12 protein-coding genes (1 of these 12 running past the window's edge) are annotated in these 24760 nt (G+C 68.3%); 10 read left to right on the top strand and 2 right to left on the bottom strand.

The genetic code is table 11. From position 1 onward, the window contains the following. From GBG68_RS01915 to GBG68_RS01930, 4 genes are all read left to right on the top strand, one after another. On the top strand, positions 1-13730 hold the 3' portion of the coding sequence (locus GBG68_RS01915; RefSeq protein WP_152144554.1) for a non-ribosomal peptide synthetase. The gene continues 6148 nt to the left of window position 1, outside the view; 13730 of the gene's 19878 nt are visible here — the last part of the coding sequence; the start codon falls outside the window, past its left edge; it ends in the stop codon at positions 13728-13730. An 83-nt stretch (positions 13731-13813) separates the two neighbouring features. After that, positions 13814-14665 carry a prohibitin family protein gene (locus tag GBG68_RS01920; protein ID WP_152144556.1) on the top strand — a complete coding sequence of 284 codons (852 nt, stop codon included), beginning with the start codon at positions 13814-13816 and terminating at the stop codon, positions 14663-14665. Positions 14666-14717: 52 nt separating this feature from the next. Then, positions 14718-15938 (top strand): ABC transporter substrate-binding protein, encoded by a 1221-nt coding sequence (locus GBG68_RS01925; protein ID WP_193222176.1) that lies wholly within the window; start codon positions 14718-14720, stop codon positions 15936-15938. A 29-nt stretch (positions 15939-15967) separates the two neighbouring features. Continuing rightward, entirely contained in the window at positions 15968-16162 is a 195-nt protein-coding gene (locus GBG68_RS01930) for a hypothetical protein (RefSeq protein WP_152144560.1), read from the top strand. A gap of 59 nt (positions 16163-16221) precedes the next feature. Here the strand turns inward: GBG68_RS01930 and GBG68_RS01935 are convergent, their stop codons facing one another. Continuing rightward, positions 16222-16803: a YcjF family protein gene (locus GBG68_RS01935; RefSeq protein WP_193222177.1), complete on the bottom strand. Its 582-nt coding sequence runs from the start codon at positions 16801-16803 to the stop codon at positions 16222-16224. 117 nt (positions 16804-16920) lie between these two features. Between GBG68_RS01935 and GBG68_RS01940 the strand changes: the two genes are divergently transcribed. Both GBG68_RS01940 and GBG68_RS14600 read left to right on the top strand, forming a co-directional pair. Continuing rightward, complete coding sequence (locus tag GBG68_RS01940; protein WP_193222178.1) at positions 16921-17898, top strand: acyltransferase domain-containing protein; 978 nt, start codon at positions 16921-16923, stop codon at positions 17896-17898. Positions 17899-18028: 130 nt separating this feature from the next. Then, positions 18029-18340, top strand: coding sequence for a fasciclin domain-containing protein (locus GBG68_RS14600; RefSeq protein WP_226801535.1), 312 nt, complete (start codon positions 18029-18031; stop codon positions 18338-18340). Between the two features lie 65 nt (positions 18341-18405). Here the strand turns inward: GBG68_RS14600 and GBG68_RS01950 are convergent, their stop codons facing one another. Further along, a complete protein-coding gene (locus tag GBG68_RS01950) occupies positions 18406-18684 on the bottom strand; it encodes an RNA recognition motif domain-containing protein (protein ID WP_152144568.1) in 279 nt (92 codons plus the stop codon). 417 nt (positions 18685-19101) lie between these two features. Here GBG68_RS01950 and ahpC point away from each other — a divergent pair, with 417 nt between their 5' ends. The 4 genes from ahpC to GBG68_RS01970 all read left to right on the top strand — a co-directional run bounded on the left by ahpC (position 19102) and on the right by GBG68_RS01970 (position 24686). Beyond that, positions 19102-19668 (top strand): alkyl hydroperoxide reductase subunit C, encoded by a 567-nt coding sequence (gene ahpC / locus GBG68_RS01955; RefSeq protein ID WP_152144570.1) that lies wholly within the window; start codon positions 19102-19104, stop codon positions 19666-19668. A 114-nt stretch (positions 19669-19782) separates the two neighbouring features. Continuing rightward, entirely contained in the window at positions 19783-21363 is a 1581-nt protein-coding gene (gene ahpF / locus GBG68_RS01960) for an alkyl hydroperoxide reductase subunit F (protein ID WP_152144572.1), read from the top strand. Between the two features lie 620 nt (positions 21364-21983). Next, positions 21984-22337: a hypothetical protein gene (locus GBG68_RS01965; RefSeq protein ID WP_152144574.1), complete on the top strand. Its 354-nt coding sequence runs from the start codon at positions 21984-21986 to the stop codon at positions 22335-22337. A gap of 174 nt (positions 22338-22511) precedes the next feature. After that, entirely contained in the window at positions 22512-24686 is a 2175-nt protein-coding gene (locus GBG68_RS01970) for a GGDEF and EAL domain-containing protein (RefSeq protein WP_152765380.1), read from the top strand. Positions 24687-24760 lie beyond the last annotated feature (74 nt).

The following is a 24760-nucleotide window of genomic DNA, read 5'->3' on the forward strand; positions in this document are numbered from 1 at the left end:
ACGGCCCGGCGCCGCCCCTGAGCTGCGGTATCGGGTCGGTGAAGTCCAATATCGGCCATCTGGAACTGGGCGCCGGCATTGCCGGCATCATGAAAGTGCTGCTGCAGATGAAGCACGGTCAGCTGGTCCGGACCCTGCACTGCGACGAACTCAACCCCTACCTCAAGCTCGGCCCCTTCCAGGTGGTGCGGGAGAACCGGCCCTGGGCGCGACCGCTGGACGCGGCGGGGCGCGTGCTGCCGCGACGGGCGGGGGTGAGCAGCTTCGGCTTCGGCGGCAGCAACGCCCATGTGGTGCTGGAGGAATACACGGCGCCCGCCGCCGCGCCGGTGGACTTGCCCGGGCCGGCCATGATCGTGCTCTCCGCCCGTACCGAGGCGCAGCTGCAGGCCTCGGCCCGGCGCCTGCTGGACGCCCTGGGAACGCTGGAGGCGGATGCGAGCCTGACGGAGCTGGCCTACACCCTGCAGTGCGGCCGAGACGCCATGGAGTACCGACTGGGCTTTGTCGCCGGCTCGTTGGGGCAGGTGGGCGAGCGCCTGCGGGCCTTCCTCGCGGAGGCGGATGACGAGGCCCTGCACCAGGATCGGGTCAAGCCTCATCGGGGCACCATCGCCGTGCTGCAATCCGACCCGGAACTGGCCCGCGGCCTGTTGGATCTGCCCGCCCGGGGCCGCCACGACAGCCTGTTGCAGCTGTGGGTGCGCGGCCTGCGGGTGGACTGGCAGGCGCTCTACGGCGAGCCACGCCCCCGGCGCCTGGCGCTGCCGGGCTATCCCTTCGCCCGGGACGAGTACTGGTTCGAGCGCAGTAGCGCACCGCCCGTCCCTGCGCCGTCTGCCGCCACGCCGCTGGCCGCCAGGCCGTCCGCGGCGCCGGTGGCGAGCACGGTGCAGGCGACGCTCGAGGCCATTCCCGAGGCCGCGCCCTACCCGCGGGCCCTGGCCGCGCTGGTGGCGATCGCCGCGGCGGTGCTGGAGGTGGAACCCGAGGCGCTGGAAGAGGACACGGAGCTGGGAGAGTACGGCTTCGACTCCATCACCATGACCGCCTACGCCTCGCGGGTGAATGCCGAGCTGGGGCTTTCCCTGAGCCCGGCGGATTTCTTCGAGTTCGCCACCTTGGCGCGGCTCGCCGAGCATATCGCGCCGTCGCTGCCGGCGGCTGAAGAGCCCGCCCCGGCGCCGCGGCCCGAGACCCATGCTGCGCCGGAGCGCCCTGTGGCCGCCGCGTGGTCACCGGAGCCGGGGCACGCGCCGGCGGATGACGAGGCCGTAGCCATCGTCGGTGTGAGTTGCCGCTTCCCCGGGGCCGCGGATCTGCAGGCCTTCGATGAGCTGCTCTGGAGCGGCGGCGAGGGTATCCGCCGCATCCCCGCGGATCGCTGGGACTGGCGGGCGCTGGATGGGGACCCCCGGCATGAGCCGGGCAAGACCGATATCCACTGGGGCGGATTCATCGACGGGGTGTTCGAGTTCGACCCGCTGTTCTTCGGCATCTCGCCGCGGGAAGCCGAGTACATGGATCCCCAGCAGCGGCTGATGATGATGCACGTCTGGCGGGCCATCGAGGACGCCGGCTACAACCCCCGGAGCCTGGCCGGGCGCGGGGTGGGACTGTTCGTGGGGACCTCGTCCAGTGGCTACCGGGAGACCCTGGGCGAGGAGACCGGCGGGGAGGGGTATGTCGCCACCGGCTCGGTGCCTTCGGTGGGGCCGAATCGCATCAGTTATTTCCTGGACTGGCACGGCCCCAGCGAGCCGGTGGAGACCGCCTGCTCCAGCTCCCTGGTGGCGCTGCATCGGGCGGTGCAGGCCATGCGCGGCGGTGACTGCGAGATGGCCGTGGTGGGCGGGGTGAACACCATCATCACCCCCGAGGCCCATATCTCCTTCGCCCAGGCCGGCATGCTCTCGCCGGACGGGCGCTGCAAGACCTTCTCCGCCCAGGCCGACGGTTACGGCCGGGGCGAGGGGGTGGGCATGCTGGTACTCAAGCGCCTGCGGGATGCCGAGCGGGACGGTGATGCCATCTACGGCCTGATTCGTGGCAGCGGCGTGAACCACGGCGGCCGGGCCAACTCCCTCACCGCCCCCAATACCGCCGCCCAGGCGGCGTTGCTGAAGACGGTTTACCGCCGCGCCGGCATCGACCCGCGCAGCGTCGGCTACATCGAGGCCCACGGCACCGGTACGGCGCTGGGCGACCCGGTGGAGGTCAATGCGCTGAAATCCGCCTTCCGCGCCCTGAGCGCGGAGGCGCCCCGGGAGGCTTTTCAGAACGTGGCCTGTGGCCTGGGATCGGTGAAGACCAATATCGGTCATCTGGAACTGGCCGCCGGGGTGGCCGGGGTGATCAAGGTGCTGCTGCAGCTGCGCCGCCAGGAGCTGGCCCCCAGCCTGCACGGCGCGGAACTCAACCCCTACATCGATCTGGCCGACAGCCCCTTCCAGCTGTTGCCCGAAGCCCGGCCCTGGGCGCCGGTGCGCGATGCCCGGGGGCGGGCGCTGCCCCGGCGGGCCGGTGTCAGCAGTTTCGGCTTCGGCGGCGTCAATGCTCACGTGATCCTGGAAGAGTACCGCCCGAGCGCCGAGCCCCCGGCCGTGCCTGAGGGGCCGGCGTTGATCGTGCTCTCGGCCCGGGATGAGTCGCGCCTGGCGGATCAGGCCCGGCAATTGCTGGGCTGGCTGGAGAGTGCCGAGGCGGCGCAGGCCTCGCTGGCCGAGCTGGCCTATACCCTGCAGCTGGGCCGAGAGGCGATGAAGCAGCGGCTGGCGGTGCCGGTCGCAAGCCTCGCGGCGCTGCGCACACGGCTGCTTGCCTGGCTCGATGGCGATGCCGGGCAGGTGCACCAGGGGCGAGCCGTATCCCGCGCCGCGGCACAGGTGCTGCCGGTGGTCGGTGGCGATCTCGACGCGCTGGCCCGGCACTGGGTGCAGGGTGGGGCGCTGGACTGGCAGGGGCTTTATCCGCAAGCGCTGCGCCGGGTGCATCTGCCTGGCTATCCCTTCGCCCGGGAGGTCTATCGCAGGCAGCCGGCCACGGCGAGCGCGCCGGCCGATGGCGCCGAGCCTACGCCGCGTGCCGATGGCGCAAGCTACTACCCCTTGCGGTTGGATCCCGACGTCTTCTACCTGCGTGATCATCGCATCGGCGGGCAGCCCATGCTGCCGGGTGCGATGAGCCTGGAGCTTGCGCGCGCGGTCCATGCCCAATCGCTGGGGGGGGCGGAATTCCAGCCGCTGTCGCTGACACAGGTCCGCTGGTTGCAGCCTCTGCGTCCGCTGGCGGCTGGCCCGACCACGGGCATCGCGCTGCAGGCCAGCGAGCAGGGCGCCAGCGTCTTCCGCCTGCTGAGTGGTGCCGGGGAGTCGGAGCAGTTGCACGCCAGCGGCGTGATCGCCGCGCTGGAAGAGGCTGAGCGCGGCCGACTCGATCTGGCGATGCTGCGTGCCCGTTGCCCCACGACCGGGGATGTGGGCGAATTCTATGCCCGCTACGCCGCCCTCGGGATGGACTACGGCCCTGGCATGCGCGCCGTGGCCGAGCTGTGGCTGGGCAGCGATGAGCTGCTGGCGCGTCTGCGCCTGCCCGAGGCCGCGGCGGGCGATTTCGCCCTGCATCCGGCGATGGTGGATGGCGCCTTCCAGGCCTGTCTGGGCCTGTTCCCGGAAAGCGGCGGTGATGACCGCACGGCACTGCCCTTCGCCCTGGAGCGGGTGGAACTGCTGGCGCCCACCACCGAGCGGATGTGGGCCCATGTGCGCATCCAGTCCGCCGGCGCGCGGATGCAGCGGATCGATCTGGACTTGACCGACGAGCAGGGTGAGCTGCTTGTTCGTCTGCGGGGCTTCACGGTACGTCTTGCCGGTGGGGATGGCCCCAAGCGGCAGGCCGAGCGCCAAGCCGATGCCAGCCTCACGCCCGCCGCGCTCAGGCAGTATCTGGCCGCGCTGGTGGCCGAGGAGACCGGGGTCGCGCGGGAGACCATCGAGACCGATGCGCCGCTGGAAGACTACGGCATCGACTCCATGCTCATCGCCCGGCTGAGCGAGCGCCTGGAGCGGGACTTCGGCCCGCTCTCCAGCACGCTGTTCTTCGAGTACCAGACACTCGATGCGCTGGCCGATTATTTCCTCGCCCGCCATGGCGCGGCGGTGGCGAAGCTGGCGGGCGGCGAGGACGCGGCCTCGGCGATCACCGCTGGGGTGGAATCCGCCGCCGCCCCGGTACCGCGGGAGCCGGCACCGTCGGCCGGGGGCGAGGCCATAGCCATCGTCGGCCTGGCCGGACGTTACCCGGGGGCGCGGGACCCGCAGGCCTTCTGGCGCAACCTCGCCCAGGGCCGGGACAGCATCACCGAGATTCCGGTGGAACGTTGGGATCACCAGCGGTTCGAGCTGCGCAGTCACTGGGGCGGTTTCATCGACGACCATGATCGCTTCGACCCGCTGTTCTTCAATATCGCCCCCCGGGAGGCGGCGTTCATGGACCCCCAGGAGCGTCTGTTCCTGCAGTGCGCCTGGGAGGCGCTGGAGGACGCCGGCCACACCCGGGCGAGTCTGGCCCGCGGCGGCGAGTTGCCCGGCGCCAATGTGGGCGTGTACGTGGGCGTGATGTACGAGGAATACCAGCTCTACGGCGCCGAGAGCACCCAGGCCGGACGGCCGCTGGCGCTGGGCGGCAGCCCGGCGTCCATCGCCAACCGTGTTTCGTACTTCTGCAATTTCCACGGACCCAGCCTGGCCGTGGACAGCATGTGCTCCTCCTCGCTCAGCGCGCTGCATCTGGCCTGCGAGAGCCTGCGCTCCGGTGATTGCGACGCTGCCCTGGCCGGGGGCGTGAATCTCTCGCTGCACCCGAACAAGTACCTGGCGCTGGATCAGGGGCGATTTCTCTCCAGCAAGGGGCGCTGCGAGAGTTTCGGCGAGGGGGGCGACGGCTACGTGCCCGGCGAGGGCGTGGGCGCGGTGCTGCTGCGTCGCCTGGATGACGCGCTGGCCGACGGCGACCAGATCTATGGGGTGATTCGCGCCTCCGCGCTGAACCACGGTGGCAAGACCAACGGTTACACCGTGCCCAATCCCCGTGCCCAGACCGAAGCCGTGTCCCGCGCCCTGCGCCGGGCCGGGGTCAGCGCCCGGGAGCTCGGCTACATCGAGGCCCACGGCACCGGCACCAGCCTGGGCGATCCCATCGAGATCAACGCGCTGACCCGGGCTTTCCAGGAGCACACGTCGGAGCGCGGTTTCTGCGCCATCGGCTCGGTGAAGTCCAACATCGGCCACTGCGAGAGCGCGGCGGGGATCGCCGGTCTGAGCAAGGTGCTGCTGCAGCTCAAGCACGGCCAGCTGGCGCCGTCCCTGCATGCGCAGACCCTCAACCCGGGCATCGACTTCGCCGATTCGCCCTTTACCGTGCAGCGCACGCTCGAACCCTGGCCACGACCGCAGGGCCGGGAAGGCCGGCGCCTCGCCGGTCTGTCCTCCTTCGGCGCCGGCGGTTCCAATGCCCATCTGATCATCGAGGAGCAGCCGAGGCCGTCGACGCCACCCGCCGCGCCCGGCCCATGGCTGTTTCCCCTGTCCGCCCGAGACGAGGAGCGCCTGCGCGAGGCCGCGGCGAATTTGCGCTCCGCCCTGCAGGGGCTGGATGAAGCCTGGCTGCCCTCCGCCGCCCGGGTACTGCAGGAAGGTCGGGAGGCCTTCGAGGAGCGGGCGGCGGTGGTGGCCGCGGATCGCGCCGGGCTGCTCGCCGCGCTGGATGCCCTGCTGGCCGCTGAGCAGGCGGCGCCGGGCCTGTATCGGGCGAGGGCGGCGCGGCGGCGGGAGCCGCAACGTGCCCGCGCGCTGCTGCGCGAGCACGACTTGTCGGGGCTGGCCGACTACTGGGTCGAGGGTGGTGTGGTGGATTGGTCCGCCTTGCGCGAGGGCCAGCCCTTGCCCCCCAAACTGAGCCTGCCCACCTATCCCTTCGCCCGGGAGCGTTACTGGGCGCCGGAGCGCCTGCCGGTCGTCGATAGCCAGGCGCTGGCGGTGAGCCCGTCGGTGGCGAGTACCGAGGAGGCGATGGCCGAGGCTCCCTTGCCCTTGTTGTTCGCCCCGCGCTGGGTGAGCGAGCCGCTGAGCCCCGGGGCGCCGGGGCCGGACGCGGCGGTGCGGGTGCTGTTGTGTGAGTTCCCCGCCGGCTCGGCCGCGGCGCTGGCCGACCGGTGGCCCCAGGCCCGAATCAGTGAATGCCCCGCGACCGAGGGTTCCGTGGCGCAGCGTTACAGCCGCCATGCCGCGGCCCTGCTGGAGGCGGTGCGTACGTTGATCCGTGAGCGGCACGAGCAGGCCCTGCTGCAGCTGGTGCTGCCGGCGGGCGGCGAATCCATGCTGTTCGAGGGCCTGGCCGGCCTGCTGCGCAGTGCCAGCCTGGAGCGACCCGGCTTGCGGTGTCAGCTCATCAGCAGTGACGACGACTCTCAGGCCTTGCTGGCCTGCCTGCAGCAGGAACAGGACGCGGACGCCGGGCAAGTTCGCTATCGCGGCGGCGAACGCCAGGTCCGTCGCTGGCGGGAATTGAGCGCGGAGGCGACGCCCGCGCCGCGCCCCTGGAAGGACGGCGGCGTCTACCTGATCACCGGTGGCGCCGGCGGCCTGGGGCGGCAGTTGTGCGAGGCGATCGGCCGGGACACGCGGCAGGCGGTGGTCTACATCACCGGCCGCTCCCGACTTGGTGCCCGGGACGAGGCCCGCTTGCAGAGTCTGCCGGCGGATCTGCGGTATCGGCGTGTGGATGTGTCCGAGGCCGAACCGGTCCGGGCGCTGGTGGCGGAGATCCTGCGCGAACACGGCCGCCTGGATGGCGTGGTGCACGCCGCCGGTCTGACCCGTGACAAGCTGCTGGTGCGCAAGTCCGCCGAGGAATTGGCCGAGGTGCTCGCGCCCAAGGTGGCCGGGCTGGAAAATCTGGACCAGGCCACCGCCGCGCTGCCCCTCGACTTCATGCTGCTGTTCGGCTCGGTGTCCGGCGCCCTGGGCAATGCCGGGCAGGGCGATTACGCCGCGGCCAACGCCTTCATGGACGGTTTCGCCGCCTGGCGCAACGCCTTGTGCGCGTGCGGCCAGCGCCATGGCCGCACGCTGGCGCTGGACTGGCCCTATTGGCGTGAGGGCGGCATGCGGCTGGACGACAGCGTGCTGCGGGGCATGGAGCGGGGCTTCGGCGTGCGGCCGCTGGAAAGCGAACCCGCGCTGAACGCCCTGGCGGCCGCGCTGCGGTTCCCGGACGACCAGGTGCTGGTGCTCGACGGCGACCACCCCCGCCTGCGCGCCTCGCTGGGCGTGGAGGCACCGCCCAGCGCGGGCCCGGTGCAGGCGGGTGAGGGCGCCGATCTGCGCCAGGCCGTGTTGGCCTATCTGGCCGAGTACCTCGCCGAGGTGTTGATGCTGCCGGCCGAGCGGCTGGACCCGGAGGCCAGCCTGGATCGCTTCGGCCTGGAATCGGTGACCGCGCTGGAGGTCCAGGACCGGCTGGAGGAGGATCTCGGAACGCTCCCCGCCACCTTGCTGTTCGAGTACCCGACGCTCTCCCTGCTCGCCGATGCCCTGCTCGAGAGCCATCGGCCCGAACTGCGCCGGCACCTGTCCGTGGCCGGCTCGGCGCCGGAGCGGCCCGAACCGTTCACTGCGCAGCCCGACGACCCGCCCGCCCAGGTCGCGGCGGAGTCGGAGCCGGCCCGCCCGGCATCGGAGCCGGATCGTGATGTGGCGGTGATCGCCGTGGCGGGGCGCTACCCCGGGGCGAACAGTGTCGAGGCCCTGTGGGAGCAGCTGGAGCAGGGGCGGGACGGTATCGGCGAGGTGCCCGCCGATCGCTGGAATCATGCAGCGATCCACTCCCCGGACAAGGGCCGCCCGGACACCAGCTACTGCAACTGGGGCGGTTTCCTCAGCGAGGTGGACTGCTTCGATGCCGCGCTGTTCGGCTACACCCCCCGGGAAGCGGCGCTGGCCGATCCCGAGCAGCGTCTGTTCCTGCAGACCGTCTGGCACCTGCTGGAGCGGGCGGGCCATACCCGGGAGCAGCTGCGCAAGCGCTATCAATCCCGGGTCGGTGTGTTCGTCGGCGCCATGTACCAGCAGTACCGCGAGCATGCCCGGGAGGCCGAGGACCAGGCCCTGCTGAGCCTGTCCTCGTATTCCGCCATCGCCAACCGGACCTCCTTCTTCTTCGACCTGCAGGGCCCCAGCGTGGCGGTGGACAGCATGTGTGCCTCCGGCCTGCAGGCGGTGCATCAGGCCTGTCAGAGCCTGAGGCTGGGGGAATGCCGCCTGGCCATCGCCGGCGGCGTGAACCTCTCCCTGCACCCGCGCAAGTATCTGGGCCTGAGCGCCTCGGGCCTGATCGGCAGCCACGCGGACAGCCGCAGTTTCGCCGACGGCGACGGCTATCTGCCCGCGGAGGGCGTGGGCGCGGTGCTGCTCAAGCCCCTGGCCGACGCCCGCCGGGACGGTGACAACATCCTCGGCGTCATTCGTGGCAGTGCCGCCAGCCATGGCGGGCATTCGGCGGGTTATGGCGTGCCCAATGCCGAGGCCCAGGCGCGGCTGATCGCCGAGAACCTCGCCCAGGCCGGGGTGGCGCCCGGCAGCATCGGCTATGTGGAAGCGGCGGCCAATGGCTCGCCCATGGGTGACGCCATCGAGTTGCGGGCGCTGGGCCGGGTATTCGCGGACGCGTCGAGCCGGCCTGCCGACTGTCCCATCGGTTCGGTGAAAAGCGCGCTGGGGCATCCGGAAGCCGCCTCGGGCATGGCGCAGCTCACCAAGGTGCTGCTGCAGTTGCAGCACGCGCGTTTGCTGCCCTCGGTGGTCCGGGGGGCGGCTAATCCGAAGCTGGATTTCGCCGCCTGCGGGCTCAGGCTCCAGACCTCGCTGTCGGATTGGCCCCGGCGGCTGGAGAGCGGGCGTGAGCTGCCCCGACGGGCCCTGGTGAATTCCTTCGGCGCCGGCGGTTCCCAGGTGAGCCTGATCCTCGAGGAAGCGCCGGCTGTGTCGCCCCCGGTGCCGGCGCCGGCACGCCCGCGCCGTTTCGTGTTCTCCGCGCTGGACCAGTCGCGACTGGAGGAGCTGGTGGCGGGGATGATCGCCTACCTGCGCGCGCACCCCGGGGTCTGCCTGGCGCGCCTGGCGAGCACCCTGCGGGAGGGGCGCGAACGCTTGCCCCGCGCGATGGAGATCGGCGCGGCGAGCCAGGCGGAATTGCTGGACAAGCTCGCGGACCCGAGCCGCTGGGAGGCCCTTGCCGCCGAGCCGGGTCCGGGTGATGAGCCGTCCGGCCCGCCCCTGGTGCTGCCGGGCTATCCCTTCGCCCGGGAACGGCACTGGCTGGCCGGTGCTGCCGGCGCAAGGCCCGAGCCCCCGGTGCCGGAGGCGCCCACGGACCGTGGCGATATCCTGGCTCTGATTCTGGACACCCTGGCTCGGCATACGGGGCGGCCGGTGGAGCGCCTGGCGAGGAGTGCCGGTTTTCGTGAGCAGGGCGGCGATTCCATGTTCGCCCTGCGGCTGATGCATGCCGTACAGGAGCGATGCGGCGTGGAGCTGGATCATCGGGCGCTGGAGCGGCACGACAGCCCGGCGGTCCTGGCGGACCACATCCAGGAGCTGGCGAGCGCGGGGCCCGAGACAGCCAGACTGGCCGAGCAAAGCTCAACAGCCGCTGCGAGCGACACCTTGGACATGCCGCTCAGCGAAGGCCAGAAAGGCCTGTGGTTGCTGCAAAGGCTCCACCCCGGTAGCACCGCCTACAACGTGCCCCTGGCCTTCAGCGTGCGTGGCCTGGGCCCGGACACTGTGCGCCGTGCCTGTCTTTGGCTGAGCCGCCAGTTTCCCCTCCTCACGGCGCGGGTCGAACCCGGTGAGGATGAGCCGCGTCTGTGCGCCGGCCCCGAGCAGCCCGAACTGCGGCAGCTGCGCCTGGCGCCCGGGGTCGATGTGCTCGCCCAGCTGCGCGAGCGTGCCCGGCGCCCCTTTGATCTGGAAGCCGAGGCCCCGTTGCGTTTCGAATGGCTGGGTGGTGACGCGCCGGGTGACGAGACCGGGGTGCTGCTGATCCTGGCCCACCACATGGTGTTGGACGGGCTGTCCTCGGCCTTGCTGGCGGAGCACTTCGTGGCGGCCTGCGAGAGTTTCGCCCGGGGCGAAGAGCCGCCGGCGCCGGCACCGGCCGCGGACTATGCCGAGTTCGTCGCCTGGCAGCGGCGGCATCTGCGCTCCGAGCGCGGCGCGGCGCAGTTGGCCTATTGGCGCCGGCGGTTCGCCGATGAACCCGAGGCGCTGGATTTGCCGGTCGATCACCCGCCCGCGCCGGATGCGGCCTTGCAGCCGCGTAGCCGGGAGTTGCTGCTGCCCGCCCGGGAGCTGGCGACCCTGCGTGCCACGGCCGCCAGTTGCGGGGTCAGCCCCGCGGTGTTCTGCCTGGCGGTGTTCAATGTGCTGCTGTACCGCTACACCGGGCAGCGGGATTTCGTGGTGGGGGTGCCCGCCCTGGCTCGCCCGGAGGGTCGGTTCGCCCGCACGCTGGGGCATTTCGCCAATGTGATGCCGCTGCGGATGGGTGTGCGGGGCGAGCAGACGGCGGCTGACTTGCTGGCCGATACCCAGCGGCTGATGGGCGAGGCACTGGACCGGGCGGACTATCCCTATACCACCCTGATGCGCGAGCTGGGGCGCACTCCGCAGTCGCCGCCGCTCTACCAGGTCGGTTTCGCCTACCAGAACTTCTTCGAGCCGGGCGCCGCGGTCCCCGGCGATGCCCGGGCCGTCTACCTGCCCGCCCTGCGCCAGCAAGGGGACGAGGTGTTGGGGCTGGAGCTGCTGGAGCAGGGCGACGGCCTGCGCCTGATCGCCGGCTACGATGGCGGCCGCTTCGAGGCCGACACCATCGACCGTCTGCTGGGCCATTACCGAGCCTTGCTGGAGGCGGTGTGCGCTTGCCCCGACACGTCGCTGGCCCGTTTGCCGATGCTCGGCGCGGCGGAGCGTGAGCGTCTGCTCGGCGCCTGGAGCGAGGGGGAGCGTCTGCCGCCGCGGGAAGGCTTCCTGCCGGAGTGGATCGCCGAGCAGGCGCGCCGCACACCGCACAGCATCGCGCTGAACGCGCCGGAGCAGGCCTTGAGCTACCGGCAACTGGATCAGCGGGTGCGCCGGCTGAGTGCCCATTTACAGGCGCGCGGACTGCGCCCGGGTGATGCCGTGGCCGTGTTGCTGGGTCGCGGCGCGGACAGCATCGTCGCCCTGTTGGCGGTGCTGCGCGCCGCTTGTGTCTGGGTGCCGCTGGACCCGGCTCATCCGGATCAGCGCCTGGCGCTGGTGCTGGATGACGCGGGCGCGGCCGCCGTGCTCACCGATGCCTCCCAGCGGAAACGGCTGGCGGGCCTGTCCCATGCCGTGCCCCGGGTGATCGATCTGGACCGGGAGCGCTGGCGCATACGGCTGCGCTCAGCCAGTGCGCGCCCGGTGAGCTTGAACGCCGATAGCCCGGCCTACCTGATCTACACCTCCGGCTCCACCGGGCGGCCCAAGGGCGTGCGGATAAGCCATGGCGCCCTGGCCGATCATTGTCGCGCCGTCAATGAGCGCTACCGGCTGGAGGCGGACGATGTGGTGCTGCAGTTCGCCCCCCATGCGGTGGATACCGCGCTGGAGCAGATCCTGCCGCCGCTGATGCGCGGAGCCCGTGTGGTGCTGCGCGGCGACGATATCTGGTCGCCCGACCAACTGCGCACGGTGTTCGACGATCAGGGGTTGAGCGTGATCGACCTGCCGCCGGCCTATCTGCGGGAATTGCTCCGGGCCTGGGCGCAGGCGCCGGGGCGCGCCCCGGAACGGACACCCCGCTTGCTGATCGTCGGCGGCGAGGCCCTGTCGCCGGAGCTGCTGCGCTTGTGGCGGCAAGGGCCCTGGGCCACGGCCCGCCTGATCAACGCCTATGGCCCTACCGAAGCGACCATTACCAGCCTGTGCTGGGAGCCGCGGGCGGACACGCCGCAGGCGCGGGTTGCCATCGGTCGGCCCTTGCCCGGTACCGCCGTGTACCTGCTCGACCGGGACGGCAACCCGGTGCCCGAGGGCGTGCCCGGTGAGCTTTGCATCGCCGGCAGCCGTCTTGCGCAGGGCTACCATGCCCGTGCGGAGCTTACCGCGGAGCGTTTCCTCGAGTATCCGCTGGGCCCTCGCGGGCGCGCGCTGCGGGTCTATCGCACCGGCGATCGGGCGCGCTACATCCCGGGCGCGCAGGGCGAGATCGAGTTCCTCGGGCGGCTGGACCATCAGCTGAAGATTCGGGGCTTCCGCATCGAACCCGGAGAGATCGAGGCGGCGCTGGCCGACTACGGTCTGCGCGACGCCGCGGTGCTGCCGCGGCGTGCCTCGGACGGCAGCACCAGCCTGGTGGCCTATGTCGTCCCGGGTAGCGCCGAGCTGGTGGTGCCGGAGCTGCGTGATTATCTGGCGCGGCGATTGCCCGCGCCGTTGCTGCCCACGTCCTTCCTGCGTCTGGATGCCCTGCCGGTGACCCCCGCGGGCAAACTGGACCGCGCCGCGCTGACGGCGCTGGAGGCGCCGCTCATGGCCCCGGCCGTGCCCCAGCCCCCTAGCGATGAGCTTGAACGTGAACTGCGCGGGCTGTGGTGCGAGGTGCTGGCCTGGCCGGGGGATGCGTCGCCGCCGGGGGTCGACCAGGACTTCTTCGTTTGCGGCGGCCACTCGCTGGCGGCGCTGCGCCTGCTGGAGGGCATCCAGCGCCTGTTCGCCTGCCGGCTCTCCCTCGCCGAGCTGATGCGCGCGCCCAGTATCGCCGAGCAGGCACGGTTGATTCGCCGTGGCGGCGTCCGTGGGCGGCGCGTCTCGCCCTTGGTGAGCCTGCGGGACGGCGGCGAGGCCCCGGCGCTGTATCTGGTCCATCCGGTAGGCGGTTCGGTGGCCTGTTATCTGGACCTGGTTCGGGCCCTGGCGCCAGGCCGCCCGGTACACGGTCTGCAGTCGCCCGGGCTGGAGGCGGGGGGATCGGCGCCGGACAGCCTCGTTGCCGTAGCGGCGGCCTATGTGGCGGCCTTGCGCGGGGAGCAGGCCCAGGGGCCTTATCACCTGGCGGGCTGGTCCCTGGGCGGGGTCATTGCCTTCGAGATGGCCCGTCAGCTGCGCGCCGAGGGCGAGCAGGTGGGCCTGCTGGGCTTGATCGACAGCTACGCCCCGGCGCTGCCGAGCCGGCTGGAGGCGGCGGCGGGCGACGGCGAGGCGCTGCTGCGCGATTTCGGTCGAGACCTGCTGGGCGAGGACGCGCCACCGGGGCTGCTCGAAGCCCGCGTCGACCCCTTGGAGGCACTGCTGGCCTGGCCCCGCATGCGTGCCTTGTTCGGCGACGACCGGGACAGGCTCGCCCGCATGTTCGCGGTGTACGCGGGCCATGTGCGTGCATTGGGCGCTTATCGGCCGCTGCCCTGTGATGTGCCGTTGACCTTGCTGGTGGCCGCGCAAGGGGCGCCGGATGAACCCGGCCGTGGGTGGGAGGCGCTGGCCGTGGGCGGTTTGGATGTCCACACCCTGGCCGCCGATCACTACAGCCTGCTTCAGGGCGAGACGGGGCAACGCTGTGCGCGCGTGCTGGACGAGGCGCTGCGTCGTGCCGAGCAGGCCGGCGGCAGGGGGCTGGGCGCCGGCGGCGAGCGCGGTGGCAAATAGCGCATAGCGGTGGAGTATTGGCAGCAGGCCCCGCATAATGCGCAACACAATGATATCAATGCGTGGCAGGGGATTTTGCCCTCGTGGAAGACGACGATAATTACGAGTCACGGCTGGCGCCCTTGATCGGCAAGAAAACAGCGGCGGTGCTGATCGCGCTGCTCGTGCTGATCGCGGGCATACTGCTCTGGGACCGCATGGTGGTCTCGGTGAAGTCGGGCGAGTCCGGTGTGCTCTATCGCTTTTTCACCGGCACCGAGCTGGGGACCATCTATGAAGAGGGCGTGCACGTCATCTTTCCCTGGGATCGCATGTTCATCTACGACGTGCGCCTGCAGAACCGCCAGAAGGAATACACCCTGCTGACCAGCGGCGGTCTGCCCGTGACCATGCGGGTGGCGGTGCGCTACCGCCCGGATCTGCGCATGCTGCCTCTGCTTCACGTGAGCGTGGGTCCGGATTACCTGGAAAAGGTGGTCTTTCCGGAAACCGAGGCGGTGTTGCGTAAGGCGGTCGGCCAGTATCAACCGGAGGAGGTCTACACCAGCAAGCGTGGATTTCTGGAAGGTGTGGTCGTCGAGAGCCTCTCCGAGATGGAGAACCGCTACATTCTGGTGGACGACGTATTGGTGAAATCCGTGGATCTGCCGCCGGTGGTGCGTGAAGCGGTGGAGCGCAAGCTGGCCCTGAAGGAAGAGGACAAGGCCTACAGGTACCGGCTGGCCATCGAGCGTCAGGAGGCGGAGCGCAAGCGCATCGAGGCCCAGGGCATTCAGGCGTATCAGGGTATCGTCGGCCAGAGCCTGACGCCGGATCTATTGCGCTGGCAGGGTGTTCAGGCCACTCGGGATCTGGCCACCTCGCCGAACGCGAAGACCGTGGTGATCGGTGCCGGCAAGGATGGCCTGCCGCTGATTCTGGGCGGAGACCGGTAGCGGGATCATGGTGTTCAAGGCAGGACAAGCTGGTCGCCGTTGGCTACCGTGGATGCTGCTCTCGGGCCTGCTGCTGGTGCTGCTCGGCTGGCTGCTCTGGTCGGTGGAGGCCTGGAGCGGCGAGCAGGGGATGGAGACCGCCGAGGTGGTGGTCATCTACGCGCCGGATGAGGACAGCCAGGAGTTTCTGGACGGTATCCGCCTCGGTGTGCAGAACGTCAACAGCAACGGCGGCGTGGCTGGCCTGCCGCTGTCGGTCACCTTCGTCGAAGAGCCCGTCTATACCGAGGATCAGAATCTCGCCGATATCGTTGCCGACTCCCTGAAACTGGCCACCCGAGTCAGTCGCGACCCCGACGTGCTGGCGGTCATCGGGCATTCTTCCTCGTCCTCGGCGGTGCCGGCCAGCGCCGTTTACGACCGCAACAAGAAGCTCTTCTTCGCCACGCATGCGACCGCCACGTCCCTGAACAACCATGATTTCGACCATGTGTTCTCCCTGCAGCCGAACAATGACGACAATGCGCGGCTGATGGCCCGCTACGCGCTGGGGCAGGGCATGCGCCGTTTCGTCGTACTCTCGGATGACACCAGCTATGGAAAGGAAACCACGCGTCGCTTCGCCAGTTACGTGACCCGGGGTGGGGCGGAGCTGCTCTATCGGGGCGGACTCACAGCCCACGGCCGCTCCATCGACCGCTTGATCCTGTTCATGCTCGATAACCAGGTGTTCGCCGTCGAGGATATCGATGCGCTGTTCATCACCTCCTCCTCCTACGCCGACACGGCGCGCTTCATCCGTCGGGCGCGGGAACTGAATCTGGCCATGCCCATACTGGGTCCGGAGTCGCTCTATGCGGCCACGATCGAGGCGTCGGTGGGACTGGACAAGATGCGCGGTGTGACCGCGGTTTCGCTCTACGACCCGCAAAGCAGCAACCCGGAAAATCGCCACTTCACCAAGGTATATCGGGAGGCGGCCGGCGGGGTGCCGGACCATCTGGCCGCGCTTGGCTACGATGCCATCGGGTTGCTGGCCTTCGCCGCGGAAAGGGCCGGCTCACTGGGCAGCAGCGCCATGGCGGATACCTTGCGGACCTTGCGTTTTCAGAAGCGTTACAGGGGCGCGGCGGGTGATTTCGCCTTCGATGCCCGGGGAAGCCTGACGGATGCGGAGTCGTACATCGTGCGCCACGATGGCAGCGCCTTTCACGCCGTCGACAAGGACATTTTTCGCGGCGCCCGGCGGGATGCTCAACAGGACGCTCGCTAAACCATGATGCTGGCGGGGAAGGGTAGTGTATGACGTATTTCTTTAATCCCAGTGTGTTGCTGGTGTGGATCGGCGCCTCCTGGCTGATCGGCCTGCTGGGCCGGAACAAGCGCTTCGGTTTTGTGGGCAACTTTCTGATTGCCTTTGTCTTCAGCCCGCTGGTGGGGGTTATCGTGCTGCTGGCCTCCGAGCCCATGGCGCCGCGCCGGCCAAAACACAACTGAAAAGGCCGGGCCATCGCCATGATGGTCCGGCCTTTATAGGGGCTCGCAGGCGAGGGCGGCTAGGCGACTTCCTGGCTATCATCCTGCGGGACGCCGCCCTTGCGAGCCTTGAGTTCAGCCCTGGCCTTGGCGGCCAGTTGCTTGCCTTTCTCGAACTGCTCCCGGTAATAGGCGCGCATCTTCTCGTGGTTGAGGTCGAGCACCGACCCGCCTTCCTGGAAGTGCTTCAGGTAAACGCGGCCCACGGCGTAGGTGCTCGCGCCCGAGACCACCGGCAGCGCTGCCATGCCCAACATCCAGCCGACGCCGGGGATAATCTTGGTGAGGCTCACGGCCACGGTGGCGCCGGCGCCATAACCCAGCACGCCGCCGCCCAGCGCGATGGCCGTGTTACGGACGGCGCCTTCGGAGAAGGGCGTGCCGTAAAGCTGGGACAGCTTCTGGATCATGCGCATCTGGATCGCGAACACCGCGGCGATATCGAACAGCGGCACCGGCACGATACTGGCGCCCACCGAGGCGATTACGTAGTTCTTGATCTGGTTGTCGGCGACCAAGGCACGGTCCAGATCCTGTCGTTCGGTGCTCGGTTCCGCCGCAGCCTCTGCGGTCTCGGCTTTTCGGGAGGAGGTCGTGGCCATGGAAGTCTCCTGATAGCCTGTGCGACATGATCGGATGCCGCGTGGCCTGATTGGGATTATTGGTTGTTTGCACGCCAACGCGCATTGGCAAGTTTGGCACATGCGGGGGGTGCTGTCTTGAAGGAAACGGCCGATCGGCTGCCACTGATATTCTGCTTTGCCGGGCAGGGCTCCCAGTATCATCAGATGGGGGCGGACCTGTACGCCGAGGAGCCCGTGTTCCGTCATTGGCTGCAGACCGGTGACCGCCTGCTGCGTGATAGCCATGGTTTCTCGGTACTGGACTCCTTCTACGGTCCCGAATGCAGGCCCGGCGAACCCTTCGACCGGCTCGAAGCCTCCCATCCGGCGCTGTTTCTGGTGCAGTACGCCCTGGCCAAACTGGTGCAGCACCACGGGTTGCGCCCCGATCAGTTGCTGGGCATCAGCCTGGGGGAGTTCACCGCGATGAGTCTGGCTGGCATGCTCTCTTTCGAGCGTGCCTTGTCCGGTGTGGCCACGCAGCCGGCGTTGTACCGCCAGAGCTGTGAGCCCGGCGGGATGGTGGCGGTGTTGGGTTCCGCCATGGTTTACGGGCAGAGCGAGCTGCTGTCGCGGAGCAGCGAAATCGCCGGAGTCAGCGCAGAAGAACACTTCGTGCTGGCCGCGCCGGCGTCGGCGCTGCCGTCGGTGGAGGCGGAACTGCGCGCACGGGGGCTGGTCCACCAGCGATTGCCGGTGCCCTTTGCCTTCCATTCCCGTTGGATCGAGCCGGCGGGCGAAGTCTGCAAGAAGGCGTTCAGCCAATACCGGCTGCAATCGCCCTACTGGCCCTGCTGGTCCAGTCGCGGCGCCGGGTTCGTCGATCCGGCGGACGCGGATGTGCTGTGGCGCATCGTCCGGGAGCCCATGAACCTGCGCACCACCGTGGAAGCCGTGGAGGCGAGGGGAGGGGGGCTGTACCTGGATCTGAGTCCCGCGGGCTCGGTGTCGGCGCTGGTGCGTCAGGTGCTGAGCCCACAATCCCCTTCGCGCACGCTGGCTGTTATGTCGCCTTTTGGTGGCAATGTCACGCGGCTTCGCACCGTGCTGGCGGCCGCTGCGGAGCGGCACTGAAGCCGGCCGAGCTCCTCGTCGAGCCGCGCGTTCGCGTCCGCGCTCAGTACCGACAGCGCCACGACCAGCGACTCGAATTGGCGTGCCGCGGCGGGTAGTCCATCGGCGCCCAGGTACAACACGCGCCCCGGTGACCAGGGTGCTGGTCGCCGGCCTGCTGGAGACCCTGAAGGGCCCCGGCCCGTTGGCCGTCTTCGGGCCCACTGATGCGGCGTTCGAGGCCATTCCGCGGGATCAGCTCAACGTGCTGCTGCAGGTCAAGCCCGCGCTGACCAAGGTGGCGACCTACCACGTGATGGCTGGTTCGGTGATGGCCGAGGATGTGGTCGATCTGCGCGCCGCCGACCGTGCCCGTCCCAGGGCCCGCGCCAAGCTTGACGACCCGCCTATCATCACCATCAAGAGGCCTGTTGCTTGTCCCGCCTACCCGCGAAGAACATAAAAAAACCCGGCCGCATGGCCGGGTTCTCTCAATTCAGGCGCCGTGGCGCCCGGGGCGGCTGGTGCTTACCAGCGACCGCCACCGCCACCGGCCGGACGGCGCGGCTTGTCTTCGGCTTCGTTGACACGCAGGTCACGGCCGCCGTGGTTCTGGCCGTTCAGGGCCGCGATGGCCTTCTCGGCGGCATCGGCGGGCATCTGCACGAAGCCGAAGCCACGCGGGCGACCGGTGTCGCGGTCGTTGATCAGGCGTACGGATTCCACTTCGCCGAACTCGCCGAACAGATCACGCAGTTCGTCTTCGGTGGAGGTGAAGGGCAGGTTGCCAACATAAATGGAGGTCATAAACTTTACTCGTCTAAAGGCGGTGCCGGCGTCGGCCGGTAATGCCGCATCATGGTGCGGGTGAGCCCGAAATGGGTGACACCCCGTAGCGGTCGAAAACCGTCGATCTCGAACATCCAGGAAAGACGAGGCGAAAACCTCGGAATCGGCAGGAAGCGAAGAAGAAGGCCACGAACCAAGCCGCACAGTAACCCGCGTCGCGGATGAACGCAAAGCTTTTATTTCGCGCCTCACCGGGAACCCCCCGGCCGCTCCTGAGGTCACCCGGCAGACCGGGCCTGTATGCCGCCTGCTGGGCCATAGGCAAAGCCTATCCAAACGAATCAATCAATCAATTGGAAATATGTAACCGGTGCCCGTAGTCTAAGGATCGTCAATTCACAGCTGACACCCACCAAGAGCTAAGGAGCATTGCGAATGTCCACTCTGATCAACAGTGAAATCAAACCCTTCCAGGCTACCGCCTTCCGTAACGGCGAGTTCGTGGAAGTGACCGACGCCGACGTGAAGGGCAAGTGGGCCATCTTCTTCTTCTACCCGGCCGACTTCACCTTCGTCTGCCCCACCGAGCTGGGCGACGTGGCCGACAAGTACGACGAGCTGCAGAAGCTGGGCGTGGAAGTGTACTCCGTGTCCACCGATACCCACTTTACCCACAAGGCCTGGCACGACAGCTCCGAGACGATCAACAAGATCAAGTACTACATGCTGGGCGACCAGACCGGCACCATCACCAACAATTTCGGCGTGATGCGTGAAGGTCAGGGCCTGGCGGACCGCGCCACCTTCCTGGTGGACCCGGACGGTGTGATCCAGGCCATGGAAATCACCGCCGAAGGCATCGGCCGTGACGCCGACGACCTGCTGCGCAAGGTCAAGGCCGCCCAGTACGTTCGCAACAACCCGGGCGAAGTCTGCCCGGCCAAGTGGCAGGAAGGCGAAGAGACCCTGAAGCCCTCCCTGGACCTGGTCGGCAAGATCTAAACCCCACAGGGGTTTGGAGCACACCCCGGGAGCCGTGCGCTCCCGGGGCTTCCCCAAGCGAATCGCTCCGTTTCTCCCACCGCACACACTGCCTGACATCCGAAGGGGGATCTCATGTTGGACGCCAATCTGAAAACGCAGCTCCAGGGCTACCTGGAGAAGCTCTCCCGGCCCATCGAGCTGGTGGCGACGCTGGATGACGGCGCCAAATCCCGCGAGATGTCGGCCCTGCTGAATGAAATCAGCGCGCTATCGGACAAGATCAGCCTGCGCGAGGACGGTGATTACCGTCGGGCGCCTTCCTTCAGCGTGGCCGCCCAGGGCGAGCAGGCCCGGGTGCGCTTCGCCGGTATCCCCATGGGCCACGAGTTCACCTCGCTGGTGCTGGCCCTGCTGCAGGCCGGCGGTCACCCGCTGAAGCTGGACGATGACCAGATCGAGCAGATCCGCGACCTGGACGCGGAGCTGCACTTCGAGACCTACGTGTCGCTGAGCTGCCAGAATTGCCCCGACGTGGTGCAGGCGCTCAACGCCATGGCGGTGCTCAACCCGAACATCCGCCACGAGATGATCGACGGCGCGCTGTTCCAGGACGAAGTGGAACAGCGCCAGATCATGGCCGTGCCAACGGTGTACCTGAACGGCGAAGCCTTCGGCGGCGGCCGCATGAGCCTCACCGACATTCTGCGCAAGGTGGACACCGGCGCGCTGGAGCGCGAAGCGGCGAGCCTCGCCGAGAAAGCTCCCTACGATGTGCTGGTGGTGGGCGGTGGCCCGGCCGGTGCGGCGGCGGCCATCTATGCCGCGCGCAAGGGCATCCGCACCGGGGTGGTCTCCGAACGCTTCGGTGGCCAAGTAATGGATACCCTGGCCATCGAGAACTTCATCTCGGTCCAGGCGACCGAAGGCCCGAAGCTCGCCGCGGCGCTGGAAGAGCACGTGAAGAGCTACGAGGTGGACATCATGGATGGCCAGCGCGCCGCCGGCTTGGTGCCCGGCAAGCTCAGTGAGGTGAAGCTGGAGAACGGCGCCAGCCTCAAGGCCAAGACCGTGCTGATCGCCACCGGCGCCCGCTGGCGCGAGCTGAATGTTCCCGGCGAGAAGGAGTACCTGGGGCATGGTGTCGCCTACTGCCCGCATTGCGACGGTCCCCTGTTCAAGGGCAAGCGCGTGGCGGTGATCGGCGGCGGCAACTCCGGTGTCGAAGCGGCGATCGATCTCGCCGGTATCGTCGGCCACGTCACGGTGCTGGAGTTCGGCGACGAGCTGCGCGCTGATGCGGTGCTGCAGAAGAAACTGCACAGCCTGCCCAACGTGGACGTACTCACTTCCGCCCAGACCACCGAGGTCCACGGTGATGGCAAGAAGGTGAATGCGCTGAGCTACAAGGATCGGGAAAGCGGTGCGATGAGGCGGCTGGAGCTGGACGGTGTCTTCGTGCAGATCGGCCTGCTGCCCAACACCGACTGGCTGAAGCAGTCGCCGGTGACCCTGAGCAAGCACGGCGAGGTGGAAGTGGATGCGCGCGGCCAGACCTCCGTGCCCGGCGTATTTGCCTGCGGAGACGTGACCACGGTGCCCTACAAGCAGATCGTGATCGCCATGGGCGAGGGCTCCAAGGCGGCGCTGGCGGCCTTCGACCACCTTGTACGTAGCTCGGTGGAAGCGGAGGAAGACGAAACCGCCGTCGCTTGAGCCAAAACGTCGACCTGGAACCCAGGCCCCGTGCAGGTGACTGCCCGGGGCCTTTTGTTTGCTTCTTCGCGCGGGCCCTCTTGGCGCGGACCCTGGCGCGGGTACGGCCGGCGGCGGCCCACGATTTGGCACCGGGCTGCGCCCGGCGCTCCCCTGCGCTTCTCGCCGGAAGGGGGCGAGCAGCAAACTCGCTACGCTCAGACAAGCTGCTCGCTGATCCCCTTCCGGCTGCGATGCTCGGCTGCATCGACGGCCGCCGCCGGCCGTACCCGCCCCAGGGCCTTCACGCTCCGGTGGGCGCTCCACCAGCAATGGGAACCCGGAAAGCCCCACCCGGACCCGGCGGTTGGCACAAGGCCTGCGCTACAGCGCCAGCTTGCGTTCTCATTTCAGATTATCCCGCTAACCCGCGAAGAACCTTTCGATTCACTGGAACGGCGATTCGCGGCCTTGGGCCAGTTGATGCGGGCGTGAGGCAGGCTTGTGTGCGCTGCAACAAATTTGTTGACATGACGCGTCAATCATATTATTGTGCGTCGCACCAAAGAGTGATGTTTCCGATAGACCACAAGAATAAACGGTCAGGGAATTCCGATAAAACGTAACTGGAGACTTCATCGATGAAAAAGCTGCATCGCCTCTTCGCCGCCGCCGCCCTGCTTGCCGTCACCGCCCCCGCGCTGGCCAACGGTACTGCCCCCCGAATCCAGAATGCCTGCGTGACCTTCCCCAATGCCGAGGTCGCACGTATCACCGGCATGGTCTTCGACGCCGAATGGAATGCCCAGGCCGTGGCCCCGCTGCCGCTGGGCGTTTGCGAGAACGCCATGCCCAATGTGCAGGGCGTGAGCTACGTCTGCGATGTGCCCGCCGCGGTCAAGGGCGCGACACTGACTCTGGTGGCCGCCGATTCCGACTACAACTTCAGCGCCCCGGTGGAAGTGAAGATCGAGTACGGTTGCACGTACTTCTGATCTCCCCGGGCGAACAGCCCCCGAAACCCACAACGCGACGCCCCAGCGTCGCGTTTTTCGTTGAGAGAATCGAGAGAAGTGTGATAGGCATCTCGCTTCCGCTTATCCAAGGTCGTGCCCGCCTGCTGTGAGGCCTACCATTGTCCGGATGAGCCCAGACAGGGAAGGGGAGCCTTGGATACAGCCATCGATGCCGTGGGACTGAATGATTATCGAGCCGTCTTTGAGGAATCTCCCAACGCCTGTCTGCTCATTTCCCCCGCCCTGATCATCCTGGGCGCGAACAAGGCCTACCTGCGAGCCACGGGACGGACCCTGGCGTCCATCGTGGGCTTGCGATATTTCGATGCCTTCCCCGAAGACGCTCCCCATCTCGGCAGGTCCCGGCTGCGGGAAGCGCTGGAGCGGGTGATCCGCGAGCGGCGCCCGGTGACCCTGGGCAATGTCTGCTACCCCATTCCTGTTGAAACCCCAGAAGGCCGGGTGTTGGAGGAACGCTGGTGGAGCGCCACGCACACGCCGGTGCTGGACGAGCGGGGAGAGTTGCGCCTGATCGTGCAGCACCCCACCGACATCACCGGTTTGCGGGATCTGCAAATGGAGTTGGGCAGCCTGCAGCGCCAGAACGATTTTTACCGCCACACCCGCACCGTGGAAGATGACAATCAGATTCTGGCTGCGGAGCGTAAGCGCCTGCGCGGCCTGTTCGAACAGGCCCCGGGTTTCGTCGCCGTGGGGCAGGGCCCCGATATGGTGTTCGAGCTCGCCAACGAGGCCTTTTACCGCGTGGTGGGGCACCGGGATCTCATGGGTAAACCGGTACGCGAGGCCTTGCCCGAGTTGGAGGGGCAGGGAATCTTCGAGTTGCTGGAACAGGTCTACAGCACCGGGGAGCCCTATGTGGGCCGGGCGGTGCCCATGCAGTTCCGCCAGGATCCCAAGGGTGGCCTGACTACCCGCTACGTGGATTTCATCTACCAACCGATCTTCGACGCCCAGGGGCAGGTCTGCGGTTTGTTCGTGCAGGGGCACGATGTCACCGAGGCCCACCAGCTTTCCCGTGAACTCAGTTACCAGGCCAGCCATGATGCGCTCACCGGCCTGTTGAGCCGCCGGGAGTTCGAGCGCCGCTTGTTGGCATTGGCCACCGCCGAGTACCCCGCGGACACCTCGCACGCCTTGCTGTATCTGGACCTGGACCAGTTCAAGCTGGTCAACGACACCTGCGGCCATCAGGCGGGGGATGCCCTGCTGCGCCGGGTCGCGGAGGTGCTTTCAGCGGTGGCGGGGGAAGGGGCCGTGCTGGCGCGTCTGGGCGGGGACGAGTTCGCCTTGCTGTTGGAGAGTTCTACCCGTGAGCAGGCTGTGGCCATGGCCGAGGCCCTGCGTGCCCGTGTCGAGGCGCTGGAGTTCATCTGGCGGCAGCGCCGCTTCGGGACCAGTGTCAGTATCGGATTGGCGGTCTGCCAGGCCGAGGAACTGCGCCTTGACGAGGCGCTCAGTACCGCCGATTCGGCCTGTTTCCTGGCCAAGGAGCGGGGCCGTAACCGGGTGCATGCGCATCATGCCGATGATGAGCAACTGTTGGCCCGCCGTCGTGAGATGGACTGGGTGGGGCGGTTGCGCGTAGCGCTGGAGGAGCGCCGCCTGCTGCTGTACGTACAACGCATCGTGCCCTTGCAGGCGGCTGGCGAGCAAGCGATGGAGCATTGGGAGGTGCTGGTCCGCCTGCGCGAGACTGACGGCAGCATTGTCCCGCCCATGGCGTTCATCCCGGCGGCGGAGCGCTATAACCTCATGCCGGCGGTGGATCGCTACATCATCCGCGCCGCCCTCACTCATCTGGCCGAGTTGCCCAGTGCGCAACGGGCGCGCACCGCTTTCAGTATCAATCTCTCCGCCAATACCCTCAATGAGGCGAGTTTCGCCCGATTCGTGCGGGACGAAATCGGCCGCAGCGGCGTGGACCCGGCGCAGATCTGCTTCGAGATCACTGAAACCGCGGCAGTGGCGAGCCTGGTCGAAACCGCCAAGCTGATCGGCCAGGTCAAGGCCCTGGGGTGTCGCTTCGCGCTGGACGACTTTGGCAGCGGCATGTCCTCTTTCGCGTACCTCAAGCAGTTGCCCGTGGATTACCTGAAGATTGACGGGGTTTTCGTGCGCCAGATACTGGGCAACCCGGTGGATGCCGCCATGGTGGAAGCCATCGCCAAAGTAGGAGCGGTCATGGGCCTGCAAACCGTGGCCGAGTTTGTCGAGAACGAGGCCATGGCCGGGCTGCTGAAAGATCTTGGTGTGGACTACGCCCAGGGATACGGCATTCACAAGCCGGAACCGTTGTCCACCTGACCCGCCCCTCCCGGGCTGGGCAACAAGCCGGCCATTGGGTAGGCTTCGCCCCAGTTTTCACGAGGACCGGATGG

This window comes from Alkalilimnicola sp. S0819 (genome assembly GCF_009295635.1).
In the GTDB taxonomy this organism is placed as follows: Bacteria; Pseudomonadota; Gammaproteobacteria; order Nitrococcales; family WHIW01; genus S0819.

What these genes read in the sequence shown, in the direction of transcription:
- ahpC (WP_152144570.1), top strand. Translation starts at nt 19,102, where the DNA reads ATGTCCACTCTGATCAACAGTGAAATCAAACCCTTCCAGGCTACCGCC.
- GBG68_RS01965 (WP_152144574.1), top strand. Translation starts at nt 21,984, where the DNA reads ATGAAAAAGCTGCATCGCCTCTTCGCCGCCGCCGCCCTGCTTGCCGTC.
- GBG68_RS01950 (WP_152144568.1), bottom strand. Translation starts at nt 18,684, where the DNA reads ATGACCTCCATTTATGTTGGCAACCTGCCCTTCACCTCCACCGAAGAC.
- GBG68_RS01935 (WP_193222177.1), bottom strand. Translation starts at nt 16,803, where the DNA reads ATGGCCACGACCTCCTCCCGAAAAGCCGAGACCGCAGAGGCTGCGGCG.
- GBG68_RS01925 (WP_193222176.1), top strand. Translation starts at nt 14,718, where the DNA reads ATGCTGCTCTCGGGCCTGCTGCTGGTGCTGCTCGGCTGGCTGCTCTGG.
- GBG68_RS01930 (WP_152144560.1), top strand. Translation starts at nt 15,968, where the DNA reads ATGACGTATTTCTTTAATCCCAGTGTGTTGCTGGTGTGGATCGGCGCC.
- ahpF (WP_152144572.1), top strand. Translation starts at nt 19,783, where the DNA reads ATGTTGGACGCCAATCTGAAAACGCAGCTCCAGGGCTACCTGGAGAAG.